Annotated in this window: 17 protein-coding genes; 10 read left to right on the top strand and 7 right to left on the bottom strand. The window is 72.3% G+C overall.

Annotated features, from left to right (window positions below):
- The first annotated feature begins 99 nt into the window (after positions 1–99).
- Positions 100–729: a TetR/AcrR family transcriptional regulator gene (locus AB0C36_RS28425; RefSeq protein WP_358359306.1), complete on the top strand. Its 630-nt coding sequence runs from the start codon at positions 100–102 to the stop codon at positions 727–729.
- Positions 730–867: 138 nt separating this feature from the next.
- Here AB0C36_RS28425 and AB0C36_RS28420 read toward each other — a convergent pair whose 3' ends face one another.
- Entirely contained in the window at positions 868–2,031 is a 1,164-nt protein-coding gene (locus AB0C36_RS28420) for an aromatic ring-hydroxylating oxygenase subunit alpha (protein ID WP_358359304.1), read from the bottom strand.
- A gap of 218 nt (positions 2,032–2,249) precedes the next feature.
- Here AB0C36_RS28420 and AB0C36_RS28415 point away from each other — a divergent pair, with 218 nt between their 5' ends.
- On the top strand, positions 2,250–3,155 hold the full coding sequence (locus tag AB0C36_RS28415) for an alpha/beta hydrolase (protein ID WP_358359302.1): 906 nt from the start codon (positions 2,250–2,252) through the stop codon (positions 3,153–3,155).
- Positions 3,156–3,165: 10 nt separating this feature from the next.
- On the opposite strand, the gene AB0C36_RS28410 is transcribed toward AB0C36_RS28415, so the two are convergent.
- Positions 3,166–3,498, bottom strand: a complete 333-nt coding sequence (locus tag AB0C36_RS28410; protein WP_358359301.1) for an ATP-binding protein — start codon at positions 3,496–3,498, stop codon at positions 3,166–3,168.
- Between the two features lie 330 nt (positions 3,499–3,828).
- Between AB0C36_RS28410 and AB0C36_RS28405 the strand changes: the two genes are divergently transcribed.
- The 3 genes from AB0C36_RS28405 (at position 3,829) to AB0C36_RS28395 (ending at position 8,776) form a co-directional block, all read left to right on the top strand.
- A complete protein-coding gene (locus AB0C36_RS28405) occupies positions 3,829–4,704 on the top strand; it encodes a helix-turn-helix domain-containing protein (RefSeq protein WP_358359298.1) in 876 nt (291 codons plus the stop codon).
- Complete coding sequence (locus tag AB0C36_RS28400) at positions 4,701–4,955, top strand: DUF397 domain-containing protein (protein ID WP_358359295.1); 255 nt, start codon at positions 4,701–4,703, stop codon at positions 4,953–4,955. The genes AB0C36_RS28405 and AB0C36_RS28400 overlap by 4 nt, the downstream gene beginning before the upstream one ends.
- A 206-nt stretch (positions 4,956–5,161) precedes the next feature.
- Positions 5,162–8,776, top strand: a complete 3,615-nt coding sequence (locus AB0C36_RS28395; protein WP_358359293.1) for an AfsR/SARP family transcriptional regulator — start codon at positions 5,162–5,164, stop codon at positions 8,774–8,776.
- A gap of 41 nt (positions 8,777–8,817) precedes the next feature.
- Here the strand turns inward: AB0C36_RS28395 and AB0C36_RS28390 are convergent, their stop codons facing one another.
- Together AB0C36_RS28390 and AB0C36_RS28385 are read right to left on the bottom strand one after the other, a co-directional pair.
- Positions 8,818–9,522: a maleylpyruvate isomerase N-terminal domain-containing protein gene (locus tag AB0C36_RS28390; RefSeq protein WP_358359290.1), complete on the bottom strand. Its 705-nt coding sequence runs from the start codon at positions 9,520–9,522 to the stop codon at positions 8,818–8,820.
- The gene (locus tag AB0C36_RS28385) at positions 9,519–10,535 is read right to left on the bottom strand and encodes an RNA polymerase subunit sigma-70 (protein WP_358359287.1); all 1,017 of its coding nucleotides are present in this window, start codon (positions 10,533–10,535) and stop codon (positions 9,519–9,521) included. Before AB0C36_RS28385 ends, AB0C36_RS28390 begins: the two co-directional genes overlap by 4 nt.
- A gap of 205 nt (positions 10,536–10,740) precedes the next feature.
- Here AB0C36_RS28385 and AB0C36_RS28380 point away from each other — a divergent pair, with 205 nt between their 5' ends.
- Complete coding sequence (locus tag AB0C36_RS28380) at positions 10,741–12,294, top strand: MFS transporter (RefSeq protein ID WP_358359284.1); 1,554 nt, start codon at positions 10,741–10,743, stop codon at positions 12,292–12,294.
- On the opposite strand, the gene AB0C36_RS28375 is transcribed toward AB0C36_RS28380, so the two are convergent.
- Genes AB0C36_RS28375 through AB0C36_RS28365 form a run of 3 tightly spaced genes read right to left on the bottom strand, consistent with a single transcriptional unit; the run spans position 12,295 to position 14,305 of the window.
- A complete protein-coding gene (locus tag AB0C36_RS28375; protein ID WP_358359281.1) occupies positions 12,295–13,197 on the bottom strand; it encodes an ABC transporter permease in 903 nt (300 codons plus the stop codon).
- The gene (locus tag AB0C36_RS28370; protein WP_358359278.1) at positions 13,194–13,343 is read right to left on the bottom strand and encodes a hypothetical protein; all 150 of its coding nucleotides are present in this window, start codon (positions 13,341–13,343) and stop codon (positions 13,194–13,196) included. Before AB0C36_RS28370 ends, AB0C36_RS28375 begins: the two co-directional genes overlap by 4 nt.
- Positions 13,340–14,305: an ATP-binding cassette domain-containing protein gene (locus AB0C36_RS28365; RefSeq protein ID WP_358359275.1), complete on the bottom strand. Its 966-nt coding sequence runs from the start codon at positions 14,303–14,305 to the stop codon at positions 13,340–13,342. The genes AB0C36_RS28370 and AB0C36_RS28365 overlap by 4 nt, the downstream gene beginning before the upstream one ends.
- Positions 14,306–14,557: 252 nt before the next feature.
- On the opposite strand from AB0C36_RS28365, the gene AB0C36_RS28360 reads away from it, so the two are divergent.
- The 4 genes from AB0C36_RS28360 to AB0C36_RS28345 form a co-directional block, all read left to right on the top strand.
- Positions 14,558–15,364, top strand: a complete 807-nt coding sequence (locus AB0C36_RS28360) for an ABC transporter ATP-binding protein (protein ID WP_358359272.1) — start codon at positions 14,558–14,560, stop codon at positions 15,362–15,364.
- 266 nt (positions 15,365–15,630) lie between these two features.
- Positions 15,631–16,962 carry a GlnX family signal transduction membrane protein gene (locus AB0C36_RS28355; protein ID WP_358359269.1) on the top strand — a complete coding sequence of 444 codons (1,332 nt, stop codon included), beginning with the start codon at positions 15,631–15,633 and terminating at the stop codon, positions 16,960–16,962.
- Complete coding sequence (locus AB0C36_RS28350; protein WP_358359267.1) at positions 16,959–17,993, top strand: glutamate ABC transporter substrate-binding protein; 1,035 nt, start codon at positions 16,959–16,961, stop codon at positions 17,991–17,993. The genes AB0C36_RS28355 and AB0C36_RS28350 overlap by 4 nt, the downstream gene beginning before the upstream one ends.
- A partial coding sequence (locus tag AB0C36_RS28345) for a hypothetical protein (protein ID WP_358359265.1) occupies positions 17,990–18,913 on the top strand: 924 nt, incomplete at its 3' end. The genes AB0C36_RS28350 and AB0C36_RS28345, both read left to right, overlap by 4 nt.

Here is an 18,913-nt window from a genome sequence, read left to right as displayed (position 1 = left end):
TGCGGCCCCGGGCCGCGGAGTGCGGCTTCGGAGCGTGTGGCGGCGGGCACGCAATTGATGAGTGCACATTAAGTACGGGGTCCGTTAGTTTCAACACTCGTGGGACGCAATCCAGAGGCCACGCGCCGAGAACTGCTCGACAGCGCCGCCCGGCTGTTCGCCGAGCGCGGCATCGCCGCGGTGTCGCTCAACGAGATCAACACCGCGGCCGGGCAGCGCAACGCGTCCGCGCTCCAGTACCACTTCCGCTCCCGCGAGGGCCTGCTGCGCGCGATGCTGGAGCGGCACATCCCCCAGGTGCGGGCGCGGCGCGACGAACTGCTCGCGCTGGCCGACGCACACCCGGAGAAGGTGCGCAGGTCGGCCGAGGCGTTCGTGCTGCCGCTGGCCGAGCAGTTGGACGGAGACTGGCGGGGCCGCGCGTTCCTGCGCATCACCGCCGAGCTGATGGCCGACCCCTCGCGCAGCGCGCCCGAGGTGCGGGAGCTGCTGACGCAGACGCTGGCGGACGAGGCGTACGCGCGCATCTGGAAGCACGGCCACCACGTCCCGGCGCTGCTGCGGCCCGAGCGGATGCGCGTCGGCGGCACGATGGTGCTGCACGCGCTCGCCGACCGGGCGCGGCTGCTGGAGTTCGCGGGCAGGCCGACGCAGATCGCCCCCGAGCTGTTCGTGGGCAACCTGGTCGACATGTTCCTGGCGGCGACGCTGGCTCCGGTCGCGCGCTGAGCGCCGTCGCGGACGCGTCCCCGGGCCGCGCGGGTTCGCCCTGAGCCTGGCCGGGTTCGTCCCGGTCGGTCCCGGGTCCGTGCGGGACCGGCGACGCGGAGGAGCCGCCGGGCCCGCAAGGACGATTTCGGGGTGCGGTCAGGACGCGTCGGCGAGCGCCTTGTCCCACACGTTGTGCCAGTGCGCGACGGCCGATTCGCCCATCCCGACCACCATCGTGTCCAGGCCCGACGCGAACCCGCGCTGACACGCCTCGGCGCCCGGGAAGTCCTCGTTCCGCAACACGCGCTTGTTGGTCTCGTGGTTGTTGCGGGCGGTGGCGATGCTCTGCTCGTCCAGCGGGTCCCACGTGCCCTCGGTCATGGTGATGTACGACTCGCCCGGCACCTGTCCCGGGTAGATCCGCAGCATCGTCGTGCTCAGCGGGCTCTCCAGCAGCACGGTCGACGGCAGCACCGTCTGCACGTTCACCATCGGCAGCCGGGCCGGCCAGTTCTCCTCGGGCAGCGCCGCCAGCGACTCGAAGCCGGCGATCGGCACCGCGAACCGGCTGTGCGGGCCGAACGTGTCGACGATGCCGTTGTTGAGCACGATGCCGTGGATCGTGGCCTTGTGCAGGAAGGGGATGTGGTAGCCCTCGAGGTTGATGTCGACGGTGAGCTTCCAGTTGGCCTTGAGCCTGAACGTCTCGTTGACGACCGTGCGGGTGCGGTCGTACGGGAAGCCCGCGAACGCGTCGGCCACGTCGTCGAGCGCGCCCGCGACCTCGACGTCCGGCCGCAGGCCGACCACGATCAGGCCCGCGGAGATCGCCACCGGCAGCTTCTTGAGGCCGAACCGATCCGGGTCGATGCCGGGGAACTGCGGTCGCGACGGCAGGCCGACCAGCGAGCCCGCCGAGTCGAACTGCCAGCCGTGGTAGCCGCAGATGAACCGGCGCGCGCTGCCGCAGCCCGTCCCCTCGGTGCCCTCGCGCGCGGAGTCCTCGGCGGCGACCGGCATCCCGCGGTGCGTGCAGGCGTTGAGGAACGCGTGCAGTTCGCCGTCCTGGTCGCGCGTCACCAGGACCGGCACGCCGTCCACGTCGCGCGCCAGGAAGTCGCCGGGCTCGGCGACGTCGCCGGCCCAGCCGACCACCTGCGGCGTACGCCGGAACAGCACCTCGCGTTCGCGGGCCAGGCGCTCGGGGTCGGTGAAGACCGAGGCGTCCACGCGCAGCGGCGCCTCGCCGAGGTCGAGCGTGCGTTCGGCCAGGTGGTCGATGATCCGGCGGCCCGTGCTGACGACGTCCTCGTGCTTCATGGCCCCTACTCCCGTGCCGTGTCGTGTGCGTTGCCCTATGCGTTCCGGATGCCTTGTCGCGTGCCTTGTCGCGTGCCCGGTCGCATGCGCTGCCGCGTGCCCTGCCGGGTGCCCGGCGGCGAACTAATGAGAGTTCATTATGTGAAGGGGGTCATGACACCGTCAATGACGTATGTGGTGTCATCGGAGGGAGAGATCACGCGGAGGTCGGCGCACGCATGCAGCACCAGGTCGAGACGGTCCACTACGACGTGGGCGACGTACGCCTTTCCGGGCTCCTGGCCAGGCCCGCCGCGGGCCCCGGGCGGGGGACGGTCCTGGCCCTGCACGGCGGCGGCTCGCGCGCCGCGTACTGGCACCGCGACAACGCCCGCGAGGCCTCGCTCCTGGCGCTCGGGGCCGCACTCGGCTGGACCGTCCTGGCCATCGACCGGCCCGGGTACGGCGCCTCGGCCGGGATGCCGCGCGACCGCCAGAACCTCGACCACCAGGTGGGCGTGGTGTTCGGGCTGATCGACGCGCTGCCCGCGCACCTCGGCGACGACCACGGCGGCGGCGTCTTCCTCGCCGCCCACTCGATGGGGGCACTGCTCGCGCTGCGCATGGGCGCGAGCGACGACGGCCGGGCGCTGCTGGGCATCGCGGCCGGCGGCGTGCCACTGCGCTACAGCGCGGAGAAGTCCGCCGCGATGGCCGCGGTGCCGACCGACCGCTGGGACATGGTGCCGCCGATGCGCGGCCCCGGCACCGGCTCGGCGACCTTCTTCGGCCCGCCCGGCTCGTTCGACCCCGCGCTGCTCACCCGCGAGGGCCGCATCGTCGCACCGGTCCCGATGGCCGAGTTCATCGACGCCCGGGACAACCCGGAGACCATTCCCGGTGTGCTGGGCAAGGTACGGGTGCCCGTGCACTGGACGATCGCCGAGTTCGAGAACTCCAACCAGGCGGGCCCGGAGGCCCTGGCCGAGGCCGGGCGCCTGCTCGTGCAGGCGCCGCGCGTCGAACTGCACACGCAGCCCGGCGTCGGGCACAACATGAGCCTCCACCATGCGGCGCGGGCCTATCACCTGCGAATCCTGGCCTTCGCCGAGGAGTGCCGGGAGGCCCGCGCCAACTTCACCTGATCGGGTGAACTTAGCCGTCGCCCCTGAGGGTGAACCAGACGACCTTGCCGTTCGGGAGTGCGTCCGCGCCCCAGGTGTGCGCGAGGCACTCCACGAGCGCCAGCCCGCGGCCGAACTCGTCGTCGAGCCCCCCGCCGCGCGACGCCGGCAGTCTCGGACAGGCGTCGCGCACCTCGACGCGCAGACACGAGCCGTCGTGGCGCACGGTCAGCGAGTGCCAGGACCCCGGGCCGACGTGGATCAGCACGTTGGTCAGCAACTCGCTCAATAACAGCGTTGCGACGTCGGCGAGTTCGCCGATGTCCCAGGTCCGCAGCAGGTGTTCCACCTCCCCGCGGGCCATCCGGACACCCCGGTCCGAGGCCGAGAGTTGAACGCAGTAATGACGGACGTCTTCCGTCAACACCGGCATAGTCATCCTCCGAACACACACGCATGGACTGCGTGAGATCGGGGCCGAACCGGTCGGGGAGTTGGCGACCGAGAGCGACCCTAAGGCGACGGTGAGTCAGATCGGACATTCAGGTTGCCGTGCGACCACTAAGCCTGCAACTCCCATTCTTGGATTGTCGGGCGTTTTTCCGTAGTGGTCACGAAGCGGGCCAACGTGGTGCACACTGTCCCCCCATCGCAGCCGCGAAATCCAACCGGCTCCACCTCTTGGAGGCGCACCGTGGCATTAGCCCCCAACCCCACCGTCCGCCAACGCCGGCTCGGCACCGAACTGCGCAGGCTCCGTGACGCGTGCGGCCTGAGCCTGGAAGCCGTCGCCGCCCGCCTCGAATGCTCCGACTCGAAGGTCAGCCGCATCGAACTGGGCCGCAGCGGCGTACGCCCCGTCGACCTGCGCATCCTGCTCGACCTGTACGCCGTCGACGACGAGCGCGAGCGCGAGGCGCTGCTCACGCTGGCCCGCGAGGCCAAGAAGCGCGGCTGGTGGCGCAGTTACTCGTCGGTGCTGCCGCCGTCGTACACCGAGCTGCTCAGCCTGGAGGCCGACGCCTCGGGTATGCGTGGCTTCGAACTCTCCCTGGTCCCGGGCCTGTTGCAGACCCCCGACTACGCCCGGGCGGTGATCTCGTCGGTACGCGCCGACCTGACCCAGGACGAGGTCGACACCCTCGTGCGGGTCCGCGCCGAACGGCAGACGATCCTCGACCGGGTGGGCTCCGACGGCGAACCCAGCTTCCAGCTCACGCTGGTGCTCGGCGAAGCGGTGCTGCGGCAGGCGGTCGGCGGCCGCGAGAGCATGCGCGCGCAGTTGATGCACCTCGCCGAGGCGGCAAATCGCCCGAACATCCGCATCCAGGTTCTGCCGTTCGCCTCCGGTGCGCACCCCGCGATCGAAGGCGCCTTCGCCATCATCGATTTCCCCGCATTGTCCGATCTGGACGTAGTGGTTGTAGACACGCGCACGAGTAGCCTCTATCTCGAGGAACCCGACCACGTCCGCGTCTATCAGCGGATGTTCGAGGACATCCGCGCTTCCGCGCTCTCGTACGGGGACTCGTCGTCCATGATCGAGCACGCTGCAAAGGAATTGTCTTGAGCAACGCACAGCACGATCCATCTCCCCGAAGGCTCGTCGCGACGGAGGCCGTCGCCGCAGCTCACGCGGGATTGTCCTGGCATCGCAGCACATTCAGCGGCGGCGCCAACAACTGTGTGGAAGCCGCAGGAACCAACGAGTTCATCCGGGTCCGCGATTCCAAGTCGGTACCCGGTCCGATCCTCCCCGTGGCATCTGCCGCGTGGTGTGAATTCCTGGGTCGGGTGCGCTGCGAAGGCTTGGCAGGCTGAGCTTTTCGCCCTGGCGAATTCACTCGTAAGAGTGGTGATTATTACCCGGACGAGTGAATTCTCACGATGATCGTTTTGGTCTCCGATGCGGTCTCGTCCTGAAGCGGGCCCGCGACGCCTCGGCCCCGAGTCCGAGGACGACGCGTACGCTCCCCCGCCGCGGCACCCGACGCCCCGTTCCCGGTTTCACCTGGAAGAGTGGGGGTGTGTATGTCTCGGTGCTGGGCCCGCTTCAGGTGCGGGACGACAGAGGGGACCCGGTAGCGGTCTCCGGTGCGCGCCTGCGCGTGCTCCTGACCCGCCTGGCGCTCGACCCCGGGCGTCCGGTGCCCTCGGACAGCCTCGTCCGTGCGGTGTGGGACCAGGACGAGCCCTCCGGGGCCGCCAACGCCCTTCAATCCCTCGTCTCCCGGCTGCGCCGCATGCTGGGCCCGGAAGCCATCACTTCGGGCCCGGCAGGATACGTCCTGGCGCTCGCCCCGGACGCCGTCGACGCCCACCGCTTCGAGCGGGCCGCCGGCGAAGGCCGCCGCCTCCTGGCAGCCGGTGACCCCACGGCCGCGGAGCGCGTCCTCACCGACGCGCTCGACCTGTGGCGCGGCGCCGCGCTCGCGGACGCCATCGAGTCCGGCTTCGCCGCCGGGCCCGCCGCGCGCCTCGAGGAGCAGCGGCTCACCGCGGTCGAGGACCGCGTGGACGCCCGGCTCCGCCTCGGCCGCGCCGCGGAGGTGGTACCCGAACTCGAACAACTCGCCACCGAACACCCCCTGCGCGAACGCCTGCACGGCCAACTCATGGCCGCGCTGGACGCCGTCGGACGCCGCGCCGACGCCCTCGCCGTCTACCACAAACTGCGCACCGAACTGGGCGACGCACTCGGCATCGACCCGTCGCCGGAACTGGACGCGGTGCACATGGCCGTGCTGCGGGGGGAGAGGGTGGCGGCGTACGCCGACCACGCGCGGGTCGGGAACACCGGTGCCGGCGGCGGTACGAGCGGCGGCGGGCGCAGAGGTGGGCACAGCCGCGTTGCGGCTGCGGCGGTCGGCGCGCTGCCCGCGGATTCGCCGGCTGCCGATGCCAGTCCCCATGCAAATCCCGACGCCAATCCCAATCCCAATCCCAATCCCAATGCCAATGCCAATGCCAATGCCAAGGCTGCCGCCGCCTCCGTCGCCCCGGCGGCGGGCGCGGGGTCTTCGCCCCCGGAGTCCTCCGACACCAGTTCCCCGGACGCAGGTACTTCCGGCACGCGTCCCTCCGATGTCGGGCAACGCCCCGCGGCCGACCGGCCGTCCACGGCGCAGCCGAACGCCCAGGCCGCCTCGACGCCCACGACAACCCCGACATCGCCGACCGCCCCGACGCCCACGACTTCGCCGACGAACCTCACCACGCGCCTCACCAGCTTCGTCGGCCGCGACGACGAACGCCTCCGGCTCGCCCAACTCCTCCGCGATTCCCGCCTCGTGTCCGTCGTCGGTCCCGGCGGCGCGGGAAAGACCCGGATCACCGTCGAGACCGGCACCCAACTGCTCGCCGAATTCCCGGCAGGCGTCTGGTTCGTCGAACTCGCCCCGGTCCACGACCCCGCCGACATCCCGCAGGCCATCCTCGGCGCCCTGGGCCGCCGCGAGTTCGGCATCATCAGCTCCATGACGGACACCTCCGGCAGCATCAACGCCGGAGACGCCCTCGCCCGCGTGATCGAAGTCCTCGCCCGCCGCCCCGCGTTGCTCATCCTGGACAACTGCGAGCACCTGGTCGCCGGGGCCGCCGACATCGCCGACACCCTCCTCACCGAGGCGCCCGCGCTGCGCATCCTCACCTCGACGCGCGAACCGCTCGGCATCGTCGGCGAGGCGCTGTACCCGCTCGGCCCGCTGTCGCTCCCGGACGCCCACGCCGACACGGCGACCGTGCTCCGCTCCGCGGCCGTACGCCTGTTCGCCGACCGCGCCAAAGCCGTGCGGCCCAGCCTGAGCATCGACGGTGCCAACGTCGCCGCCGTCGTCGAGATCTGCCGGCGCCTCGACGGCATGCCGCTCGCCATCGAACTCGCCGCCGCCCGCACCCGATCGCTCACGCCCACGCAGATCGCCCGGCGGCTGGACGACCGCTTCCGGTTGCTGACCGGCGGCAGCCGTACCGCGATGGCGCGCCACCAGACGCTGCGCGCGGTCGTCGAGTGGAGCTGGGACCTGCTCGACGACCGGGAGCGCGCGCTGCTGCGCAGGCTCTCGGTGTTCGCGGGCGGAGCGTCCCTGGAAGCCGCCGAGACGGTGCTCGCCGACGGCGAACTGGTGCACCGGGACGACGTCCTCGACCTCCTCGCCGGTCTCGTCGACAAGTCCCTCGTGGACATGTTCGGAACCGGCGAGCCGCGCTACCGCATGCTGGAGACCATCGCCGCGTTCGCCGCCGAGCAGCGCGACGACGACGGTGCGGACGCCGGCGTCGCGCGGCGGCACGTGGCGTGGTGCGTCGCGATGCTGGAACGCGCCGATCCGATGCTGCGTACCGCCGACCAGTTGGAGGCCATCGCCGCCATCGTCGAGGAGCACGACAACGTCGCCACCGCCCTGCGGTTCGCGGTCGACACCGGTGACGCGGCGTCCGCGGTACGCCTCGTCGCGCTCATGGCCTGGTACTGGACCATCCGCGGCTACCACCGCGAGGCCACCGCGTGGCTCGGCGACGCGCTCACCATGCCCGGGGCCGAAGACATCGAGGACCGCGAGTCACAGATCCTCGCCGGCTGGTTCTACGGCACGACCCTGGTCGTCACCACCAGCGAGATGCAGGGCCTGCGCTGGATGATGCGCAGCCGCTGGCACCTGCGGCACTTCACGCCGTCCCCCGAGCACCCGGTGTTCGTGCTCATCGAGGCCATGAACGAGGCGTTCCACGACTACACGTCGGGTAGGGGACGGCCACTGGCGAGCGTCGAGGAACACCGGGACCCGTGGGTCCGCGGCGTCATCGACCTGATGCGCGGGCACATCTCGATCAACGCCGGGCGCACCGAGGAGGGCCTCGACCGCCTGCGCCGCGCCCGGCTGCGCTTCGTGGAACTGGGCGACCGCTGGGGGCGCTCGTCGGCCGTCGCCGGGCTCTCCGAGGTGTACCGGTACACCGGGCGCTTCGCGGAAGGTCTTGCCGCGATCGACGAATGCCTGGAGCTGGTCGCCGAGTTGCGGTCGGACGAGGACGTGCCGTTCCTGTTGCTGCGCCGCGGGATGATGCACCTGCAACTGGGTGACACGGACGCCGCCCGCGAGGACCTGGCGGCATCCGTGGAGACCGCGCAGAGCGCCGAGACCGTCGGCGGCCTCCTGATCGGCTACGCGGGCAGCGGCGACCTGGCCCGGCTGCTGGGCGACCGCGAGGAGGCCGACCGGCGGTACGCCCTGGCGCTGGCCGAGTTGCCGCGTGCGCGGGTGGTCCCCGGGCAGATGCTCGCGATGCTGCAACTGAGCCTGGCGTACCACTACGGCAGCCAAGGGGAGCGCGGCAAGGCCCGGTTGGCGCTGGACGCTTCGCGCGTCGCGGCGATGGACAGCCACGACATGCCCGTGATGGCGTCGACGACCGAAGGCATGGCGTGGTGGGCGTTGGGCTCCGGGGACGCCGAGCAGGCGGCCGTGCTGCTCGGCGCGGCGGTCGCGCTGCGCGGGCACGAGGACCTGGGCAGCCTCGACACGATCGACACCACCGCCAAGGTGCGTGCGGCACTCGCCCCGGAGGCGTACGAGGCGGCGTACGCGCGCGGCGCGGCGCTCTCCCAGCAGGAGGCGGCCGAACTGCTCGCGCGGAGCTGAGCCGCACGCGCGGGGCCGTGGGTGCTCCGGCGGCCGGGCGGTCAACCGGGATCGCGGCCCAGGAAAGCCACCAGCCGGTCGCTCGGGCAGGCCGTCACGGCTACCTTGGCCTGCGGTGCGAAGAACGGGTGGCGGTCGTTCGCCGGGACCAACACCGCTCCCACCGAAAAGAGTTCGACCGCGACGGCGGCGGGGATCGGCAGGTCGCGCCGGCAGCTGCGGGCGATGTCCCAGGCGTGCACCGCGATTTCCAGCGCACCGGCGGCCGCCATCAGGTCGGCGGGCATGGCGCGGTCCGCTACGCCGACCACGCGCGGCGTGACCGTCCAGAGGGAAGGCAGCCGCCGTGCGCGCTGCCGGAAGGTCGCGAGAAGGTCGCGGGGCGGGCCGACGAGAGCGGAATGTCCGTCGGCCCGGCCGTGGCAGGGGCTTGTCGGTCCGTCCGGCTCCCGATGGCCCGACTCTCGTTCGCTCAGCGCCAGTTCGCTCGGCGCCAGTTCGCTCGGCGCCAGTTCGTCCGGCGCCAGTTCGTCCGGCGCCAGTTCGTCCGGTGCCGGCGGCGCGACGTGCCCGGCGACCGCCCCCTCGGCCAGCGCGGCCAGCGACTCGTTGGCGTGCGCGAGGAGCATCGCCAAGTCCCATTCCCGGCAGGGGGTGGGGCGAGACAACTGGGCGTGAGGGATGTCGCGTGTGACGGCCAGCGCGTACCGGACGGCCTGTTCGAGGAGCGGCGGCGCGGCGTTCATGGGACCAGTACCCCGCGGTGCACGAGCGGCAGCCCGAACGTCGGGAACAGCCCGGCGTCGTGGAACGAGACGACATGCGCGACGGCACCCGCGTCCGGAGCCGTGGTGGCGACGCAGTCGAGCAGATGGATGCCCTGCGCGTGGTACGTCCCGTCCTCGCCCGCCATGTAAACGGCAAGCGCCCGCTGCCCGTTGGCGCGGGTCGGCAGTACGCGGGAGCCCCGGAAAAACGCCGGGCAGTGCCGTTCCACCAGGCGCCCGATGGCCGCGCGCCCACGGAACCACGACGGCACGGGCGGCATCTCCCACACCGCGTCGTCGGTGAGCAGCGCCATGAGCGCGTCGATGTCCGAGGACTCGAAGGCGGCCGCGTACCGGTCGAGCAGCGCGCGCTCGGCGTCGTCGGACGGCCGGACGACCTCGTCGGCGACCGGCGCCGCGTCGGCCAGCCTGGCCCGCGCCCGCTGCAACGTGCTGTTGACCGCGGCCTCGCTCGTCCCGAGCAGGTTGGCGACCTCGGCGGCGCGCCACGCGAGGACGTCGCGCAGGATCAACACCGCCCGCTGCCGCGGCGGCAGGTACTGGAAGGCGGCGGTGAGGGCCAGCCGCATCGATTCGCGCGAGCCGACCACGGCCGCCGGATCGGCGGCGGAGGCGGCGGAGGCGACGAGGGCGTCCGGCAGCGGTTGCAGCCAGCTGTGGCCGGGCCGCTCGGGGGCGAGTGGCAGGTCCGGGTCGGCGTCCGGCCCGCCGAGCCCGACGGGCAGATCGCGGCGCTCACGGCGTTCCAGCGCGCGCAGGCACACGTTGGTCGCGATGCGGTAGAGCCAGGTGCGCATCGAGGCGCGGCCCTCGAAGCCGCCGTACGCCTGCCACGCGCGCAGCAGGGTCTCCTGCACCAGGTCCTCGGCATCGTGCACCGAGCCGAGCATGCGGTAGCAGTACGCCAGCAACTCGGGCTGCATCCCGCCCGTGTTCCGGAGAAAGTCCTCGTCGCTGCGCGGCGCTGCCATGACCGGTCCCTTCGTCGCCCCTTGTGAATACAGACCCGCGCGGCCGCCGAAACTCATCGCGACCGGGCGCCGCGTCGCGCGCGCGTGCTGGGGTCACCGGCCAATGCGAACGCCTCTGACCTGCGCCTATTGCCCGCGGCGATGAGTTCTCGGAAGCCCGCGGATCGGTATCGGTGAGGCTTCGGAACGAACCAGGGAGACGGATATGAGCGGCGAACCGAGGACACAACTCGGAGATACGAAGGGCACGGGCGGTGCCGAGCCGGCCACCACCACCGTCCGGCGCTGGGCGCTCGCCCTGGGCGCGGTGGCGTCGGTCATGGCGGCACTGGACACCCTGGTCGTGTCGACCGCGCTGCACACGATCCGGCTCGACCTGGGGTCGTCGGTGGAAGAACTCGAGTGGACCGTCAACGCGTACAACCTCAGCTTCGCCGTGCTGCTGCTGACCGCCGCCGCGGTCGGCGACCGCTTCGGGCGGCGCCGGATGTTCGCGGCGGGCCTGCTGCTGTTCACCGCGGGATCGGCGGCGTGTGCGCTGTCCGGCAGTGTCGCGGCGCTGATCGCCGCGCGGGCCGTCCAGGGAGTCGGGGCCGCGCTGATCATGACGCTCGCCCTCGCGCTGGTGAGCGCCGCGTTCCCGGCCCATCGGCGGGGCGCGGCCATCGGCATTCTGGAGGGCGTCACCGGGCTGGGCGTGGCGCTCGGCCCCCTGGTCGGCGGCGCCGTCGCCGAGGGCCTGGCGTGGCAGTGGATCTTCTGGATCAACGTGCCGATCGGACTGGCCGCCGTACCGCTGGTGCTGCGCAAGCTGCCGGAGAGCCACGGCCCGGACAGCGCGCTCGACCTGCCCGGTGTGGGGCTGGTGACCGCCGGGTCGTTCGGGGTCGTCTGGGCGCTGGTACGCGGCAACCCGGCAGGCTGGGGGAGCGTGGAGGTCGTTGGCGCGCTGCTGGGCGGCGCGGCCCTGCTGGCCGCTTTCGTACGCTGGGAGCAGCGGACGCCCGAACCGATGCTGCCCTTGCGGTTCTTCCGGTCCCGGGCCTTCTCGGCGGGCAACGCCGCGGTGTTCTTCACGATGGCGTCGTTGTTCGTGGCGGTGTTCTTCCTGGCGCAGTTCATGCAGACCGTGCTCGGCTACGGCCCGCTCGGGGCGGGGCTGCGCCTGATGCCGTGGACGGCAACGCTGTTCTTCTGCGCGCCCGTTGCCGGTGCCCTGGTCGACCGGATCGGCGAACGCCCGCTGCTCTCCGGGGGCTTGGCGTTGCAGGCCGTGGGACTGGGGTGGATCGCGCTGGTGGCGGAGCCGGGAGTGGCGTACGGGACGCTGGTCGCGCCGCTGGTGATCGCGGGCTGCGGGGTGTCGATGGCCATCCCCGCGGTGCAGACCTCGGTCGTCGGCGCGGTGGAGCACGTGGAGATCGGCAAGGCGGCGGGGGCCAACGGCATGATGCGCGAACTGGGCGGCGTGTTCGGCATCGCGGTCGCCGTCGCGGTCTTCTCCGGTACGGGCGGCTACGCGACCGCGGAGCAGTTCTCCGACGGCTTCACCGCGGCACTCGGCGTCGGTGTGGGCCTCGCGCTGCTGGGCGCCCTGGCCGGGCTGTTCCTGCCGGGCCGCCGGTCGGCGCCCGCGGGGTCGGCGGCGTCCGCACCGACTCCGACTCCGACACCGGCGCCGTCGTCCGCGCACGACGACGCGGCGGCCCCGGCGGAGGAGGACCGCCGGGACCGCCGCGTCACGCGGAGTGCGGGTTGATCAGGTGTTGTTCTTGTAGCGGCGCACGGCCAGCGGGGCGAACACCGCGAAGATGGCTGCGGCCCACAGAAGCGTGGCGACCGCGTGGCCGGCGACCTCGCCGCCGACCAGGAGCCCGCGTACCGCGCTGGTGAGGTGGCTGATCGGGTTGACGTCGACCCACGCCTGCAGCCAGCCGGGCATGGTCTCGGTGCGAGCGAAGATGTTGGCGCCGAAGGTGAGCGGGAAGCCGACCAGCATGGCGGTGCCTTGCACGCTGCGCGGGTTCTTCATGACGACGCCGAGCAACGCGAAGATCCAGCACATCGCGAAGGCGAACACCAGGACGAGGCCGACCGCGGCGAGCGCGGCCAGGGCGTTGGTCTGCACGCGGAAGCCGATCGCCGAGCCGAAGCCGAACACCATGGCGATGGCCACCATGTACCGGCAGATGTCGCCCAGGACGGCACCGGCCAGGGGCGCGAAGCGGGAGATCGGCAGGGAGCGGAAGCGGTCGAAGACGCCCTTGGCGACGTCCTCACACAGCCCGACCCCCGTGCCGAGCGACGCGAACACGACGGTCTGCACGAGGATGCCGGGCAACACGAACTGCAGGTAGTCGTGCGTGCTGCCTTCGATCGCGCCGCCGAAGAGGTACACGAACATCACGATGAAGATGACCGGTTGCAGTGTGAGGTCGATCAACTGCTCGGGCTGGTGCTTGAGTTTGACGAGATTGCGCCAGGTGAGCGTCAGGGTGTGCCGTACGACCGCGAACGGGTCGGAGCGGCGGGGCACTTGGCTCCGGGCACCGGGTTCGTGCGGGGCGGATTTCCGCAGCGCGGGGCCGCCCGAACCGGAGGAACCGGAGGAGCCGGGGGACTCGGGGGACGATGCGTCGGTGTGCGTGGTGGCGGTGGTCATAGGAAGCTCCTGAACAGGACGAGGAAGGTGAACGCGGCGAGCAGGGCGACGCGTTCGTAGCGGCGGACGAGGGTGCGGAAGATCGGGGTCGCGGCAACGTCGGGGCGTCGGCGGCACCACACGGTGTGCGGCGCGGTACGCCTCATGCGGCGGCGGGCGCCTCGGCGTCCGCGCCGTGCCCGGTCAGCTCCATGAACACCTCGTCGAGGCTCGGCAGGCGCAGCGCGAGTTCGGTGGCGCGGATGCCGGACTCGTCGAGGCGGCGCACCACGTACGGCAACAGGTCCGGGTCGTGCACCGCGACGGTGACGACCCCGGGCCGGGTGGTCAGGTCCGGCACGAGACCCGTCAACTCGGCGACGATGGCGGCCGTTTCGTCGAGGCGCGCGGTGTCGGCCGGACGGATCTCCAGGCTCTGCCCGCCGATCTGGGACTTGAGCGAGTCGGCGGTGCCGTTGGCGATGACGCGGCCGTGATCGATCACCGCGATGTCACTGGCGAGCTGGTCGGCCTCGTCGAGGTACTGCGTGGTGAGCAGGACGGTGACGCCCTCGTCGGCGACGAGGCCGCGGACCAGCCCCCACACGTCGCCGCGGCTGCGCGGGTCGAGTCCGGTCGTCGGCTCGTCCAGGTAGAGGAAGCGCGGGCGGCCGACCAGGCTCGCGGCCAGGTCCAGGCGGCGGCGCATACCGCCGGAGTACGTGCCGGGCGCGCGGTTGCCCGCGTCACTCAGCTCGAACCGCTCCAGCAGCTCGCGGGCCCGGGCCTTGGCGTCGGCGCGCGACAGGTCCAGCAGGCGGCCCAGCAGGACCAGGTTCTCGAAGCCCGACATCTCCTCGTCCACCGAGGCGTACTGCCCGGTCAGGCCGATCAGGCGACGGACCTCGGGGGCGTCGCGGACGATGTCGTAGCCGCCGACGCTGGCGTGCCCGGCATCCGGGGCGATCAGGGTGGCGAGCATGCGGGTGGTGGTGGTCTTGCCCGCCCCGTTGGGACCGAGCAGCGCCAGCACGGTGCCCTCGCGGGCGACCAGGTCGATCCCGGCCAGGGCGGTGGTCTTGCCGTAGCGCTTGACGAGGCCCTCGGCCTCAATTGCGTAGCGGGTCATCGTGGCTCCCGTGGTTCTTCATCAGGTGACGACGACCACGTTGCGCCGGTGTGCTGACAGGGCGCGCACACCCGGCTGATACGCGCTCCGAACCGCTGACACGGCGCTGACACGGGCCGGTCCCGAATGTCGCGGGGCGCTCCACCGCAGTCCGGACCCTGGACGCCCGCAACAGATACATGTTGTATGCATCTATGGTGGGGGCGGCCTGGGAGGCACCGCCGAGAAACCACCGGAGGAACCGTGGACGACGTGTCCGAGCAGCCCCGTACCGTCGCCGCCCTGCGCGGCGTCGGTGTGCGCAAGTACACGACGGGCCAGGTGATCCTCGACGGGATCGACTGGACGGTACGCGCGGGCGAGCACTGGGCGCTCCTCGGTGCCAACGGCGCCGGCAAGACGACCGTCCTGCGGCTCCTCGGCGCGACCATGCACCCCACGGTCGGCACCGTCGACGTGCTCGGCCACCGCCTCGGCCGCGTCGACGTGCGGGAGCTGCGGGCGGTCATCGGGTTCGTCTCCAGCGCCCAGAAGGTGCCGCTCGACGAGACAGCGCACACGGTCGTGCTCACCGGCGCGACCGGAACCGTGCAGCCGCTGTGGCGCAAGTACGACGCCGCCACGCGTGCGAGGGCCGACGAGCTGCTGGCCGAACTTGACCTCAAGGAACTGGCCGACCGGCCGTACGGTGTGTGCTCCGGCGGCCAGCGCGCCCGCATCCTCATCGCCCGCGCGCTGCTCGCCGAGCCTGCCCTCCTGCTGCTCGACGAACCGTTCAACGCCCTCGACCTGCCCTCGCGCGAGGACCTCATCGACGCGATGCACCGCCTCGCGGCCGCCCGCCCCCGCCTGGCCACCGTCACGGTGACGCACCACCTGGAGGAACTGGCCCCGAACATCGGCCACGCCATGCTTTTGCGCGACGGCCGGGTCCAGGCGTCCGGCCCGGTGGCCGAGGTCCTGACGAGCCCGAACCTCACCAGCTGCTTCGCCCGCCCGATCGAGGTCACCCACCACCACGACCGCTGGGCGGCCCACTCGGCCGGCGCCCGAGGGTAGATCACCCGCACACCGCGGCCGGGGACCGGGCGCCGCGCTGCGAACCGGAGTCGGCGCTCCCGGGCCGCCCCCGGTTGTTGCCCCAGAGGCAATCCCGGGCGGCGGCAAGGCGCGTCAGAATCCCTGCTCATGGGTGGATTGAGGGAAGACCATCGGGCGTCGGAGGTGGCGCACGATAACTTCGGGGGTGGGGGCGGACCGACCCTCGTGGCTGCCGATCCGGTCGGGATCGGCGGGATGGGGGGCGTTCCCGGGGGAGGTGGCGGGTGGTCACAGCGGTAGCCGGACCCGATGCCGCGTCGGTGGGGCGCCGGGCGATCGGGCGGGTGGCGCGCGGTGCGCGGACCACACCCGGGCGACTTGCCCTCGTCGGCGTGCTGCTCGTCGTGTTGTCGCTGCTCGCGGGGTTGTTCGCGTTCCTCGCGGTGCGGGAGCGGTCGCAGGCGGCGGAACGGGTCGCGACGCGGAGCGAACCGCTCGGCGTCCGCACGCAGGAGTTGTACCGCTCGCTCGCCGAGGCCGACGCCGCCGCGGCCGCCGGGTTGTTGTCGGGCGGTGTGGAGAAGAAGGAACTCCGCGAGGACTACGAGCGGTCGGCGGAGACGGCGCAGCGGACCCTGATGTCGGCGTCGTCCGCGGGCGCGTCCGGTCCGGTCGCGGAGCTGCTGAGCCGCCTGGCCGTGGAGATCCCCAAGTATCGCGAGGACGTCGCGCGGGCGAAGTCGGAGACGCGGCAGGGGCATCCGGTCGGCGCGTCGTACCTGCGCGCGGCGAGCCGGCAGATGGAGCGCGTGATCCTGCCGGCCGCCGCCGAGTTGCACGAGATCGCGGCGGGGCGGCTGCGCGACGACCACAAGGCGGCGACCGGTGTGCCGTGGACGGCGTACCTGTCCGGTGCGTTCGCGGTGGCCGCGCTGGTGGTCGCGCAGGTGATGCTCGCCCGGCGGACGAAGCGGGTCTTCAACCCCGGGCTGCTGCTCGCGTCCCTCGCGGTGGCGGCCTCGCTGGCCTGGCTCACCGTGGGACTCTCCGCCGCGCGTTCGGACTTGGCGGACAGCCGCGACGAAGGCTGGCATCCGGTCGACGTCCTGTCGGACGCTCGGTTCGCGGTGTTGAAGGCCCGTGCGGCGGAGGGGCAGATCCTCGTCCAGAACGGGACCGACGGCGGCGTGTACGAGGCCGCGCTGACGGAGCAGTTCCGGCTTCTGCAGGCCGACGGTCCCGAGGGACTGCTGAACGCGGCCGCGCGCCGGTCGGCGGACGACACCGTCACCTCCGCACGGATTGCCGACGCCCGCGCCGCGGTCGCCGACTGGAAGGTCGCGCACGCCAACGTCAAGGAGCAGTACGACCAGACCAACTTCAAGGGCGCCGTCGCACTCGTGATCAACGACGACGGGCTCTCCCAAGTCGCCTTCGAGCGCGCCGAGAAGGCGCTCTCGGAGGCGATCGCCAAGGACCAGCAGGACTTCGAGAAGGCCGCGGACCGCGGCCGCGACGCCATGGAGGGACTGGCGGTGGGGCTCCTCGTCCTCGCGGTCGCCGCCTCCGCGGCGATCGTCGACGGGGTCCGCCGCAGGCTGGGGGAGTACCGGTGAAGCACACGGGACCGCGCGGACGGTACGGACGGCGTACGCGGCGCACGGCCGCCGCGCTGGCCACGGGCATCGCCCTCGTGGTCGCGTCGCAGGGCGGCGCCGGCGCGGACGGCGCGCGCCGGCAGCCCCAGGCCGGCCCCGCCGCGCAGTCGGCGCCGGCCGCGCCGGCCGCGACGGACTGCGGGGACCCCAAGCTGAGCCTCCGGCCGCCCGCTTCGCTGCCGGCCCCCGGCTCGTGGCCGCAGGACAGCAAGATGGCGGAGATCGTCCGCCGCGGGTACCTGAGAGCCGGGGTCGACCAGAGCACGTACCCGTTCGGTTATCTCGACCCCGTCGACGCGACCCTCAAGGGCTTCGACATCGACCTGCTGCGCGAGGTGGCGAAGGCGATCTTCGGCGACGCGGGGCCGAACCGCATCCAGTTCCGGGTGCTGCGCAACGCCGACCGCGTCCCCGCCGTCGAATCGGGGCAGGTCGACATCGTCGCGATGACGATGACCGTCAACTGCGAGCGCCGCGAGCGCGTCGACTTCTCCGACGTCTACTTCACGGCCGGGCAGCGCACACTGGTGCAGAAGGACCCGGGCCTGCCGGCGCGCGCCCGTACCGAGGGCCTGGCCGGCCTCGCCGGGTACCGCGTCTGCGCGGTCAACGGCTCGACATCGCTCACCCGCATCAAGGAACCGCAGTACCAGGCCATCCCCGTCGAGGGCGAGACCTGGGCCGACTGCCTCGTCAAACTCCAGAAAGGCGAGACGGACGCCATCTCCACCGACGACACCATCCTGGCCGGACTCCAGGCCCAGGACGCCAAGTTCACCGAAGTGGTGGGCGGCAGGATCAGCGAGGAACCGTACGGCATGGCCGTCAACAAGGAGGACCCGGAGTTCGTGCGGTTCGTCAACGCCGTGCTCGCCGACGTGAAGCGCTCCGGCCGCTGGACCGACCTGTACAAGGCGTACATCGGCACCTCGCTCGACGAGACCGTCCCGCGTCCCCCGGCGGTCACCACCTGGCGGACCGAGTCGTGACGACCCCGGGCACCTGGACGCGCGAGGACGTCGACCGCGAGATCGCCCGTCTCGACACCGAGCGCGACGGAATATCCGCCGGACTCATGGCACTCGAGGAGCACCCCGGCCGCCGCCTCCTCGAAGGGGCGGCGCTCGAAGGGCGCACCGAGGAGCGCTGGGTGGCGTGCCGCACCGACATCGCCCGGCTGTGGGAGCTGTACTCCGCCTACGGTGCCGTGCTCGACGAGGCCCGCGCGCTGCGGTCCCGGCGGTCCCGGCCCTCGCGCACCGAACTGGACGAGATGGCCCGGCTGCTGACCGGTGCCAACGTGAGTGTGCCCGGCGAGGAGGTGCCGATCGGGCGGCGCGGCCTGCTCGATCCGGCCGCCTCGCCCCGCATGCTGACCTTCGACGCCGTGGTCGCCGAGATGAACACGGTCTGGCGCCGCGCGACCGAACTGGTCGCCTCCGTCGACGAGGTGTGGTCGCTCGTGCTGCCGCGCCTGGACCGGGTCGAGGCGGCGGCGACCGAGGCCGCGTCGCTCGTGGACCGGCTCGGCGGTCAGGCCGCCCTCGGCGTGGAGGCGCGCGTGGTCGCCGAGGTGCGCAAGCGCCTGTCCGCCGCCCGCGCCCGGGTCGCCGCCGACCCGCTGCGCTTCGTCGGCGTGACCGCCCGCTCCCGGGTCGGCGACGTCGACCTCGACGGCCTCGAACGCGACCTCAAGGGCGTGCAGGACGCCCTGCGCCAACTCCGGCTCGTCCAGGAGCGGTACGAGGAGCGCGCCCAGCGGGTGACCGGCCTCGTCGACGTGCTGGCCGCCGACGAAGCCGAGGCGCACCGCCGCCGCGCGCACGTGCTGACCCGCATCACCCGCGGCGTCCCCGACATCCCGGCCGCCGCCGCGGCGCTGCGCGCCCGCGCCGCGCAGGTGGCCGAC

The sequence above is a fragment of the Streptodolium elevatio genome (assembly GCF_040649515.1).
In the GTDB taxonomy this organism is placed as follows: domain Bacteria; phylum Actinomycetota; class Actinomycetes; order Streptomycetales; family Streptomycetaceae; genus Yinghuangia; species Yinghuangia elevatio.
This window is presented reverse-complemented; position numbering and strand designations above follow the sequence as displayed.